Raw genomic sequence first — 11,946 nt, 5'->3', positions numbered from 1 at the left:
AGAACTAAGCGCAAAACCATCGTATAATTATTAGGGCATGTTGCCTCAGGTTTACCCAAGTCTATTTCCTATAAGTAGTAGCATTTTAACCCAACTTTCCATGTGAATTTTATTTGAAAGATTGAAATTAAATAATTGAAATCTATATATATATTGCGCTAATTTTTCTTTAATTAACCTGTACTGTTCCCCTAATTCTTTGGGAGTGTCTCCCGTTTTTTACACCGCCGGTTTCCTCATGGAAGCCGGCTTTTTTATTTGCAGAAACGGTAGGAACCATGCAGATTCTGCATGGTTTCCGGTGTTGGCACAAGTGCTCCTCCATCACGTGTAATAATTTAAGTAGATGCTAATCAATCTTTTATAGCAGTTATTAGGCGTGGCCAGCTGTTATGGCATTCCAATAGCTTACACCCTGGTACATAAATCATTTATCATGTTACCAGATTCTAAAATCTCCCTGTTGCTGGGTCAGCAGATACAAGGCCTGGCCGTTGCCATGGAGCAACACAACGGGAGAGGTAAAGTAAGCAAGGTGATACACAGTTTTGCTGATTACACCAGCCAGATGATACGACTGGGAAAAACCGCAGAAGTGAAACGTTGCTTTACAATGGCCGCCGTACTGTATCATAACGGAAGCGCGCTGTTGAAAAATGCCATCGAAAGCGTATATGTGTACGCGTTATCCCCGATGCTGCAATGCCATACGAAAAACCTGCTGCCGGCTACCCTACGCAGGATCAGAACACATCACCTGCAAACAGCAGGGGTGTAAACCGCTAAAACTTACGATTATGTTGACTTTGATGTTGGTCGTTGCAGGACTCGCCTGCTTTGTAATCTTCTTCAGATCTGTAGACTACTTCGAAAATATATGACCATGATGACTGCACTTTTTGTCTTATCCATTTTGGTTTTTTGCTACATGATATATGTACTGCTGAAACCTGAAAAATTCTAAACGGAAAATGAACACAGAAATTCTGGGCGTGATCGCCACCTATGGACTTACATTACTACTTGCCTGGCCGTTAGCGAGATATATTGTTAAGGTTTTCAGAGGAGATAAAGTTTGGTCAGACTTCCTGCTGCCCATAGAAAAGCTCTTTTATAAAATATCCGGTATCAATCCTAAGGAGGAAATGGACTGGAAGCAACACATGAAAGCGTTGCTTACCATCAACCTGGTTTGGTTTGTATATGCTTTTTTTGCCTTGCTGTTCCAGGATAAACTGCCGCTTAATCCGGATGGAAATCCTGGACAGTCGCCCGACCTGGCCTTTAACTCGGCCATCAGTTTCCTTGTAAACTGCAACCTGCAACACTATTCAGGAGAAACGGGTGTTACCTATTTTACACAATTATTTGTACTGGCATTCCTGCAGTTTGTAAGCGCTGCCACCGGTATCGCCGCGCTGATAGTGGTTTTCAAAGCCTTTAAAGATAAAACAGTTACCCAGCTTGGTAACTTCTGGGAAATCTTCCTCAAAACCATCACCCGCATTTTACTGCCGCTGAGTATAGTCATTGCTGTTATACTCATCTTCAACGGCTCCCCAGCCAGCTTCGCCGGTAAGGATACGATTGTAACACTGCAGGGCGACACGGTGAATGTTTCACGCGGCCCTGCTGCCGGTTTCATCGCCATCAAACACCTTGGGACCAACGGTGGCGGATGGTTTGGCGCTAACTCCGCCCACCCCTTCGAGAATCCTAACTATATTGGGTTTATCACAGAAATGGTAGCGCAGGTGGTGATACCTATCGCCATGGTATTTGCACTCGGCATGTTTATACAGCGCAGAAAATTTGCTACCGTCATCTTCGCGATTATGACGATCGGGATGATATGCCTGCTTATACCCACTATGCAGGCGGAAATGGCCGGCAACCCTGCCTTGTCGCATATGGGCATCCAGCAACTCACAGGGTCCATGGAAGGTAAAGAGGTTCGCTTTGGTCCGGCGGGTACGGGCTACTGGAGCACCGTTACCACCATTATCTCCACCGGTTCTATCTGCGGGTTCCATGATAGTATGATGCCAATGACAGGCCTCATGCAGCTGCTGGGTATGATGCTCAACTGCCTGTACGGCGGCTGTGGCGTAGGTATACTTAACTACTACATCTATATCATTATCGCGGTATTTATCTCCGGCCTCATGGTAGGCCGCACCCCTGAATTCATGGGCCACAAGCTGGAAGCAAGAGAAGTAAAAATTGCCGCGCTGATTACCCTGCTCTCTCCTTTCCTGATCCTTGCCGGTACTGCGCTGGCGGCCTATGTGCTGGTACACCATCCGGATGCCAGCTGGGCAGTGAAACCGGGAGCATGGCTTAATAACCCCGGCTATCACGGGTTTTCTGAAATGCTGTATGAAGTGACTTCTGCCAACGCTAACAACGGCTCTGGTTATGAAGGTTTGGGAGATAATAATGTATTCTGGAACGTGAGCACCGGGTTTGTATTGATTTTAGGGAGATATCTGCCGATTATAGGACCGGTGGCCATTGCAGGACTAATGGCGAAGAAAAAATACATTCCGGAATCTGCCGGCACGCTGCGCACGGACTCAGTTACCTTCGGCGTCATGACGTTCGCAGTCATCGTCATCCTGAATGCCTTGTCTTACTTCCCGGCACTCGCACTTGGCCCGATCGCGGAATATTTTTCTCTCTATAGATAATTACTAAATAAGATTTTGAGATGAATAAAGATAATAAACTGTTTCCGAGAGAACTGGTTATGGAAAGCCTGAAACAGTCTTTCGTGAAGCTGAACCCTAAACTGATGATCAAGAACCCGGTGATGTTCACCGTGGAAATAGGCACCGCAGTAATGCTGGTTGTAGCCTTATATGCGCTGTTTACACATCATACTGACCAGGGCAGCGCAGCTTATAATATAGCCGTATTCGTTATACTCTTTCTCACGGTGTTGTTTGCCAACTTCGCAGAAGCTATTGCAGAAGCCAGGGGTAAAGCACAGGCAGAAAGTCTGCGTAAAACCCGGGAAGAAACGCCTGCTAAAAAATTAGAGATTTCAAGTAATGAAATCCAGCTCGTATCCTCTTCCCAGCTGCGTAAAGGTGATGTTTTTGTTTGTGATCCGGGAGATATTATCCCCGCAGATGGAGAAATTGTAGAGGGGCTTGCCAGCATCGACGAGTCGGCCATTACCGGTGAAAGTGCACCGGTAATCCGGGAAGCAGGTGGTGATAAATCCAGCGTGGTAGGTGGTACCAAAGTATTATCGGACCATATTAAGGTAAGGGTAAGCACTGAACCCGGTGAGTCCTTCCTCGATAAAATGATTGCCCTGGTAGAAGGCGCCAGCCGCCAGAAAACACCGAATGAAATTGCCTTAACCATCCTGCTGGCCAGTTTCACCATCGTGTTCATCATCGTGTGTGTAACGCTGAAGCCTTTTGCTGATTATGCCAATACTCCTATCACCATTGCGGCATTTATCTCGCTGTTTGTATGCCTGATCCCTACCACGATTGGTGGTTTATTATCTGCCATCGGTATTGCCGGTATGGACCGCGCATTGAGAGCCAATGTAATCACAAAATCAGGGAAAGCTGTGGAAACCGCCGGGGACATAGATGTGCTGCTGTTGGATAAAACCGGTACCATTACTATTGGTAATCGTAAGGCGACTAACTTTTATCCTGCTCCTGGTGTTAACGAACTGGATTTTATTCGTCTGTGCGCCATTAGCTCTCTCTCCGACGAAACTCCGGAAGGTAAATCCATCATAGAACTGGCAGGGAAGGATATTGTAAGCACCCTCCATACCAATGGCGGAACGCTGATTAAATTCACCGCTGAAACCCGCAGCAGTGGCATCGACCTGCCTGATGGCAATAAGATTCGTAAAGGCGCCTTTGATGCCATCCGCAACCTGGCAGAAAGAGCAGGCAACCCTTTTCCGAAAGAAACTTCCACCCGTGTGGAAGCGATTGCAAAAGATGGTGGCACCCCGCTGGTGGTAGCACTCAACGGTAAAGTACAAGGGGTAATCGAATTGCAGGATATTATTAAGCCCGGTATCAGCGAGCGCTTCGAGCGGCTCCGCAAAATGGGCGTAAAAACTGTGATGGTAACCGGCGATAACCCACTCACCGCTAAGTACATCGCTACCAAAGCAGGTGTGGACGACTTCATTGCCGAAGCCAAACCGGAAGATAAAATGAGTTACATCCGCCGGGAGCAAACAGAAGGCCGCCTGGTGGCCATGATGGGCGACGGTACCAATGACGCTCCAGCACTGGCACAGGCGGATGTAGGCGTAGCCATGAACTCCGGTACACAGGCCGCTAAAGAAGCTGGTAACATGGTGGACCTGGATAATGATCCTACCAAGCTGATTGAAATCGTGGAAATCGGTAAACAATTGCTGATGACCCGCGGTACACTTACCACCTTCTCCATCGCTAACGATGTAGCCAAATACTTCGCTATCGTGCCGGCACTGTTTGTGGCTTCTATCCCGGCCTTACAGGGCATTAACATCATGAAGCTCCATAGCCCTGAAACCGCTATTCTCAGCGCAGTTATTTTCAATGCGATCATTATCCCGCTGCTGATCCCGCTGGCATTGAGAGGGGTGGCCTATAAGCCCATCGGCGCCAGCGCGCTGCTCCGCAGAAATCTGCTGATTTACGGTGTGGGCGGCGTTATCGCCCCATTCATCGGGATCAAAATCATAGATATGCTCATTGCATTATTCATGTAATACTTAAACATCCAATCATGAAAAAATATCTTTTGCCTTCTATAAAATTGACAATAGTGCTGGTAGTATTGTTAGGCGGAATTTATCCGCTGCTGCTGGCAGGCATCGCTAAAATGGCTCCGGGTGAAGGCGATGGTGTAACGGTGACGCATAATGGTAAAGTGGTAGGCTACGAACAGATCGGGCAGAAATTCACGGAAGATAAATACTTCTGGAGTCGCCCGTCGGCCGTGGATTACAACGCCGCCGGCTCCGGTGGTTCCAACAAAGCCCCCGGCAATGAAGACTATCTGAAGATTGTACAGGAGCGCATCGATACCTTCCTCGCTCATAACCCGGAAGTGAAAAAATCCGAGATCCCCGCCGAGCTGGTTACTGCATCTGCGAGCGGTTTGGATCCGCACTTGTCCCCTGCCGCAGCTTACATCCAGGTAGCACGTGTAGCAAAAGCAAGATCCATATCTCCCGAAAAAATAAAACAGCTGGTATCCGATAATACGCAACCACCCGTGTTGGGTATGTTGGGTACCCCTACGGTAAACGTGCTGAAACTCAATGTAGCATTAGACGAATTGAAATAACTACTCATGAAAAGAACTATTCTGGTTGCAGGCATCCTTGCTGCAACACTCCATAGCTATGCCCAGGATACGCTAAAAAATGGCACACTAACGTTTAGCGGCTATGCGGAGGCTTATTACAGCTATAATTTTGCGGAGCCTTCCAATCACCAGGCTCCCGGCTTTTTGTACAGCTATAACAAACACAACGAGCTAAATATCAACATGGCCATGGTAAAGGCCAATTACAGCAGTGATCGTGTACGCGCCAACGTTGGTTTGATGACGGGTACCTATGCACAGTACAACCTGGCAGCGGAGCCTTCTATATTTCAGTATGTGTACGAAGCCAATGCCGGTGTACGTGTAGGCCAGGTGTGGATTGATGCCGGTATCATGCCCTCCCATATCGGCTTCGAAAGCGCCATCGGAAAAGATTGTTATACGCTTACCCGCAGCATTATGGCGGAAAATACGCCTTACTACGAAGCCGGCGTAAAGGCCACCTGGGCACCCAACGATAAATGGAGCTTTGCCGCCATGTATCTCAATGGCTGGCAGCGCATCAAAAAGGTGGATGGCAATCAAACCCCCAGTTTTGGTACACAGATCGTATTTAAGCCCTCTTCAAAGGTATTGCTGAACTGGAGCACCTACATCGGCAGTGACACACCTGACTCCACACGTAAAATGCGCTACTTTAACGACCTTTATGGTACGTTCAGTGTTACGGATAAATTCAGTTTCACCGCCGGCTGTGATTATGGCCTGCAACAAAAGGAAAAAGGATCGGGCGATTACTCCAGCTGGATCAGTCCAATAGTAGTGGCCAGGTATGCGTTTACACCCAAATTTGCCCTCGCAGGCCGCGCAGAATACTACGCGGATAAAGACGGGGTTATCATCGCCACCGGTACACCCAATGGCTTTAAAACAACAGGATTTTCGCTGAACGCAGATTTTACGCCTGTTAATAATGTGATGTTCCGCATCGAAGGACGCCTGTTTAACGGGAAAGATAAAACGTTTATAAAACAGGAAACACCTGCTAATACAAATGGAGCCATCACTGCTTCCCTGGCGGTATGGTTTTAATATAACAGCATGACAGCAAAAGAACACACGGTTGCGCGCTATCTGCAGCTGGCCGGCCAGTCAGGCAGAGGTAAGTTTAAAATCTACATCGGCATGAGTGCCGGTGTAGGTAAAACTTACCGCATGTTGCAGGAAGCGCATGCCATGGTCAGAAACAATGTCAATGTACAGATCGGCTACATAGAAACGCATAACCGTAAAGAAACGCATGCGCTGCTGGATGGCCTGCCCATGATCCCGCGGAAGCAGGTATTTTATAAAGGCAAGCTGCTGGAAGAGATGGACCTCAACGCCATCCTGCTGCTGTCACCGGAATGGGTAATCGTAGATGAACTGGCGCATACCAATATTCCAGGCTCTAAAAATGAAAAACGATGGCAGGATGTAGTGGAACTGCTGAATGCCGGTATCAACGTGATTTCTGCTGTTAACATCCAGCATATTGAAAGCATTAACCAGGAAGTAAAATCTATCACGGGCGTAGAAGTACAGGAGCGTGTCCCGGATAGTATATTACAGATGGCCAATGAAGTGGTCAACATTGACCTCACCGCTGATGAGCTGATCACCAGGCTGAAAGAAGGTAAGATCTACGATCAGTCCAAGGTGGAGACGGCGATGCGCAATTTTTTCCAGGCCGATAAAATCCTGCAGCTCAGGGAACTGGCACTCAAAGAAGTTACCACACAGGTAGAGCGCAAGGTGGAAACGGAGATTCCGCGTAGCCAGCAGATGCGCCATGAGAGCTTCCTGGCCTGCATATCCACGAATGAGGAGGTAGCCAGGAAGGTGATCCGAAAAACCGCCCGGCTGGCGGCCTATTATCATGCCGACTGGTACGTGGTTTATGTGCAAACACCCGGCGAAAGTGCGGATAAGATAGCACTGGCCGCGCAGCGACACCTGATCAATAACCTCAAACTGGCTACAGAACTGGGTGCGGAAGTAGTACAGGAACATAGTGCCGATATATCAACGGCTATCATTAAATTGGCTTTGGAAAAGCAGGTGACCACAGTTTGTATTGGCAAACCACATATCAGCCTGTTTCGCATAATTTTGCAGACAAGCATGTTTAACAAGCTGCTGAAAACACTTTCTTCCAACGACATAGACCTCATAATACTATCATGAGTAAGTTCAGGCTCAAAACGAAGATCACCCTGGGGGTGCTGTTTCTATACATCATGCTGCTGGTGGTGAGCGTGCTGGGATACTACTACCTGAGCCGGCTAAACGAAAAGGCTAAGATCATCCTAAAGGATAATTACGAATCGCTCGAATACAGTAAAAATATGTTGGTGGCGCTTGAAAGTCTGCCACAGCACCGGGATTCAGCGCTGCACATCTTCGCTGCCAATCTCCGTAAACAACAGGCAAATGTTACCGAGCGTGGCGAAAAAGATGCAACATCAGAGGTGAGTTCTATATATGCCCGCATCAGTAAAGATTCCGCCTACTCCCCTGCTGATATAGCGGCCATTAAACGTGGCATTTACGATATCATGGACCTTAACATGAATGCCATCGTAGGAAAGAATGAAACGGTGAAAAAGGCTGCGGATCATGCGTTATGGTATATCGCTATCATCAGTGGCGTATGTTTCCTCGTAGGCTTAACCTTTGTATACAATTTTCCCGGCTACATTGCCAACCCCATTCATGAACTCACCGAAGGGATCAAAGGCATTGCCAATAAGCAATACAGCAAGCGACTTCATTTTAAAACCGATGATGAATTCGGGGAGCTGGCCACTGCGTTTAACACCATGGCGCAACGCCTCGACGAATATGAGCATAGCAACATCGCCCGTATTTTGTTTGAAAAGCAGCGCGCGGAAGCGGTGATCAGCAGCCTGAAAGATGCTACCATCGGGTTCGATAACAGTAATGTAATCCTGTTTGCCAATGCGGAGGCACTACAGCTGCTCAACATGAAGGAAAAGGACTTAATAGGTCATTCCGCGGAAGAAGCCGGTAAATACAACGACCTGCTCAGATACCTTGTAGGCAGCCAGGATACCCTGCCACTCAAGATCGTAGTGGAAGGAAAGGAATCCTTTTTTACAAAGGAAGTGGCTAATATCAATCATGAAAATGAACGTATAGGATTTGTTATCATCCTGAAAAACATCACTGCTTTTAAGGAACACGACCTTGCTAAAACACATTTCATCGCCACTATTTCACACGAACTAAAAACACCGTTAGCCTCTTCTGATTTCAGTCTTAAACTGCTCGAAGACGTGCGTGTAGGCCAGCTTTCGGAGGAGCAAAAGGAACTGGTAGACAGCCTGAAACAGGATAACCGCCGCATGATCAAAATTGTAAGTGAATTGTTGGACCTCTCGCAGGTAGAAAGTGGTAATATTCAGCTGCAACCGCAACCGGTGGCGGCCAACAGCATTGTGCAGTATGCCATGGATACCGTTCAGAAACAGGCGGCGCAGCGCAATATTACCATTGATACACACATTGCTGCGGACCTGCAGCCGGTGCTGGCAGACGTAGAAAAAACGGCCTGGGTACTGGTGAATTTCCTCACGAATGCCATCCGTTATTCCCCCGAGCAGGCGCAGATACACCTGCAGGTAACTGGGGATGATTCCATGGTGCATTTCAGCGTAACTGACCATGGTAAAGGTATTCCGGCAGCATTTACCGAAAAGATTTTCGACCGGTTTTTCCAGGTGCCAGGTGCCAGCGGAGCCAAAGGCAGCGGCCTGGGACTGGCCATCGCCAAAGAATTTATAGAAGCACAGGGCGGGCGCATTGGGGTCAGCAGTGAAGAAGGAAAAGGCAGCTCCTTCTACTTCTCATTGCCCAGGGGTTGATCAGCCGCCTCCCGGAGGCTGGGTAAAAAGTTGTTGTAAGCCGCTACCAGGCTGCTTACGCGGGCTGGAATCGTGGCCAGGTTTTCAGAAAGATGCGCATCTACTTCTATAGACTCACAAAGTTCGGTGGCAGCGTTAAACTGCAGGAGTTTGAACAGGGTTTTGAGCTGATGGGCCATGATGAAAGTATTTTCCCAGTCCTGTTGTTGTACGTGCTGTTGCAGTACTTCCATTTTAGCAGGGAATTCCTGTAACATGTCCTGGTACAGGAGAATGATTTCCTGATCGTCCAGTCCTACTTTTTCGCGGAGGTAGTTACTGTCGGGGCCGTTGTAGGGTGTGTTTGCCATGGTGAATAGTTGTTGGGGTGCCGGCATGGAAGTGCCGGTGGCTTTTAGAATGGTTGAGAATAATTCCTGTTGTTCATAAGGTTTGGAGATATAGGCGTTCATACCGGCTTCGAGGCATCTTTCTTTTTCTCCTTTCAATGCAGATGCGGTCATGGCTATGATCACGGTGTTGATACCGTTTTTCCGGATGTTGCGGGTAGCTTCATACCCATCCATGCCGGGCATTTGTATATCCATGAGTATGCAGTCGTACGACTGCTGCAACGTTAGTTCTACGGCTATTTGTCCATTTTCCACCATATGTACCCTGGCACCTCCTTTTTGCAATGCATGGCAGGCTACCTTCTGGTTAATGAGGTTGTCTTCCACTACGAGTATGGATTTCCCGAGTAGGGGTTTACTACTCAGCTGTTGGGGAGTTAATTTTTCCTCCTCCGGGGAGATGCTGTCGTCGTACCGGAACGGTAGCTCTACGATGAACATGGAGCCTTTGCCCAGCTCACTGACCACGCGGATTTCCCCTTCCTGCAATTCCACCAGTTCCTTACAGATAGCGAGCCCCAGGCCGGTGCCGCCGAAGCTGCGGTTGTTGGCACTATGCGATTGGGTGAAGCTTTCGAACACATATTGTTGTTTTTCCGGCGCTATACCGATGCCGGTGTCTGTTACCTCCAGCCTTAGCCGCACTTCGTTTGGTGTGGTGGCTAACGGGTACAGATGTACGCTTACGCTGCCCCGGGCGGTGAACTTAATGGCATTTTCCACCAGGTTTACGAGCACCTGCATTAATCTTATCTTGTCGCCAATGAGTATGGCCGGAATATGTTCATCAATGAGTACGTTAAATGCCAGGCGCTTTTCCTGCACCTGGATTCTGAGCGGGTAAAAAGCTTTTTCTGTTTCGTTGCGGAGGTCGAAGGGTGCTTCTTCAATCTTTAGTTTTCCGGCTTTTATTTTAGAGAAGTCGAGGATTTCATTGATAATGACCAGCAGGTTGGTGGCGGATGTTTGGATGGCGGAAACGAACTCCTGTTGGGTTGGTGATAGCTGGGTGTCTTGCCGGAGTAGTTGGGTCATACCGAGGATACCGTTCATGGGCGTACGAATTTCGTGGCTCATATTGGCAAGGAAGGTTTCCTGGGCGCGGCGGGCTTCTTCGGCGATGCGCTGGGCATTGACGAGGGCTTTGATGTGGTTCTTTTTTTCGGTGACGTCGTGGGCGATGCCGCATACGCCGATCATTTCATCGTGGGCATTGCGGAGGGGGAACTTGGTAACATAGTAGTGTAGTTGTTTCCCGTTCACATCCAGTGTATCGTCCAGGCTGGCGGCGTTACCGGTGCTTATTACTTCTGAGTCCAGCGCTGCATAGCGGGAAGCCCATGGGTAGTTGAGGTCAGCATCAATTCTGCCAATTACTTCCTCTTTTTTTACCTGCATAACATCCGTAAACCGTTGATTTACGAGGATATATCGGCCTTCCATGTCTTTGATGAACATCATGGAAGGGGTAAAGTCCACAACTGCTTCGAGGCGGTCCCGCAGGTAGTCGAACCGGTAATCCTTGCCTTTGCTGTGGTATAGTTCTTTTACGATGCACTGGAATTCTGTTACGCGGCCATTGTCATCCCGGATGATAGACACCATTTGTTCCACCCATTTTTTTTCACCCGAGTGGGTAATGATTTCAAACTGGATGGAGGAATAGTCCTGGTAGCCCTTCATCTGCGACACGTAGTAGTCCTGCAGCTTATTGTAGGTGCGGGTATCCAGGAACATGGAGTAGTGTTTGCCGATTACCTCTTCCGGCTGGTAGCCGGTAATGTTGGCTACGCCTTCATTTACGTAGGTGAAGTAGCCTTCCGGGGAGGAGGTATACATAATAGGGCCTGCCTGCTGGGCCAGGCGTTTGTACGACTGGGTATTTTTATACAGGCGGTTGGCTCTTTCCCGCAGCTGCCGGAAGTGCAGGGCTATGTAGCGGCCTTCTACCGCCAGAAATATGATGGCAACGGCTACTGCCATCAGGATAAACCAGAAGCTGTAGTTGGTGTAGTATTGATTTTTTTCGAGATAATTGTGGAGCAGCTTAGCATTTGCCGCGTCACTGCGGGCGGCCGCTATGGTTATTTCCACTCTCTGCCGGACGCTCCAGGCATAATACAGCATTACGCACAACAGTAAACCTATTGTAACAAAGAGCCAGATTACGCTATTAACAATTTTTTTCATCGAGAATAATGTTCATAAACTCTTAAAAATTGTACGACTATAAATTGTCAGCGTTGGCAGTGGTTAAGGACCTGGTGGGAGATTTTATTTCAAATTAAGGATTATTTGTCCCATTTTGCCTGTTCATTTTG

The 11,946-nt window shown here is 48.1% G+C and carries 8 protein-coding genes; 7 read left to right on the top strand and 1 reads right to left on the bottom strand.

Annotated features, from left to right (window positions below; all coding sequences use genetic code 11):
• Positions 1–436 precede the first annotated feature (436 nt).
• From BUB18_RS14540 to BUB18_RS14510, 7 genes are all read left to right on the top strand, one after another.
• A complete protein-coding gene (locus BUB18_RS14540; RefSeq protein ID WP_073082244.1) occupies positions 437–778 on the top strand; it encodes a DUF7674 family protein in 342 nt (113 codons plus the stop codon).
• A gap of 193 nt (positions 779–971) precedes the next feature.
• A complete protein-coding gene (gene kdpA, locus BUB18_RS14535; protein ID WP_073082241.1) occupies positions 972–2,690 on the top strand; it encodes a potassium-transporting ATPase subunit KdpA in 1,719 nt (572 codons plus the stop codon).
• Between the two features lie 20 nt (positions 2,691–2,710).
• Positions 2,711–4,744 carry a potassium-transporting ATPase subunit KdpB gene (gene kdpB, locus BUB18_RS14530; RefSeq protein ID WP_073082238.1) on the top strand — a complete coding sequence of 678 codons (2,034 nt, stop codon included), beginning with the start codon at positions 2,711–2,713 and terminating at the stop codon, positions 4,742–4,744.
• Between the two features lie 17 nt (positions 4,745–4,761).
• Positions 4,762–5,325 carry a K(+)-transporting ATPase subunit C gene (locus BUB18_RS14525; RefSeq protein WP_073082234.1) on the top strand — a complete coding sequence of 188 codons (564 nt, stop codon included), beginning with the start codon at positions 4,762–4,764 and terminating at the stop codon, positions 5,323–5,325.
• Between the two features lie 6 nt (positions 5,326–5,331).
• A complete protein-coding gene (locus tag BUB18_RS14520) occupies positions 5,332–6,399 on the top strand; it encodes a porin (RefSeq protein ID WP_073082231.1) in 1,068 nt (355 codons plus the stop codon).
• A 9-nt stretch (positions 6,400–6,408) separates the two neighbouring features.
• Entirely contained in the window at positions 6,409–7,533 is a 1,125-nt protein-coding gene (locus tag BUB18_RS14515) for a histidine kinase (protein ID WP_073082228.1), read from the top strand.
• Entirely contained in the window at positions 7,530–9,233 is a 1,704-nt protein-coding gene (locus BUB18_RS14510; RefSeq protein WP_073082225.1) for an ATP-binding protein, read from the top strand. The genes BUB18_RS14515 and BUB18_RS14510 overlap by 4 nt, the downstream gene beginning before the upstream one ends.
• On the opposite strand, the gene BUB18_RS14505 is transcribed toward BUB18_RS14510, so the two are convergent.
• Positions 9,209–11,815 (bottom strand): PAS domain-containing hybrid sensor histidine kinase/response regulator, encoded by a 2,607-nt coding sequence (locus BUB18_RS14505; RefSeq protein WP_073082222.1) that lies wholly within the window; start codon positions 11,813–11,815, stop codon positions 9,209–9,211. The genes BUB18_RS14510 and BUB18_RS14505 overlap by 25 nt on opposite strands.
• Positions 11,816–11,946 lie beyond the last annotated feature (131 nt).

Origin of the sequence: Chitinophaga jiangningensis, from assembly GCF_900142605.1 — a bacterium.
In the GTDB taxonomy this organism is placed as follows: Bacteria; Bacteroidota; Bacteroidia; order Chitinophagales; family Chitinophagaceae; genus Chitinophaga; species Chitinophaga jiangningensis.
Note: the sequence above shows the minus strand (reverse complement) of the source record. Positions and strands in the feature narration are given on the sequence as shown.

Bases quoted from the DNA above. Each gene is read 5' to 3' on its own strand.
- BUB18_RS14540 (WP_073082244.1), top strand. From the start codon at position 437: ATGTTACCAGATTCTAAAATCTCCCTGTTGCTGGGTCAGCAGATACAA.
- kdpA (WP_073082241.1), top strand. From the start codon at position 972: ATGAACACAGAAATTCTGGGCGTGATCGCCACCTATGGACTTACATTA.
- kdpB (WP_073082238.1), top strand. From the start codon at position 2,711: ATGAATAAAGATAATAAACTGTTTCCGAGAGAACTGGTTATGGAAAGC.
- BUB18_RS14525 (WP_073082234.1), top strand. From the start codon at position 4,762: ATGAAAAAATATCTTTTGCCTTCTATAAAATTGACAATAGTGCTGGTA.
- BUB18_RS14520 (WP_073082231.1), top strand. From the start codon at position 5,332: ATGAAAAGAACTATTCTGGTTGCAGGCATCCTTGCTGCAACACTCCAT.
- BUB18_RS14515 (WP_073082228.1), top strand. From the start codon at position 6,409: ATGACAGCAAAAGAACACACGGTTGCGCGCTATCTGCAGCTGGCCGGC.
- BUB18_RS14510 (WP_073082225.1), top strand. From the start codon at position 7,530: ATGAGTAAGTTCAGGCTCAAAACGAAGATCACCCTGGGGGTGCTGTTT.
- BUB18_RS14505 (WP_073082222.1), bottom strand. From the start codon at position 11,815: ATGAAAAAAATTGTTAATAGCGTAATCTGGCTCTTTGTTACAATAGGT.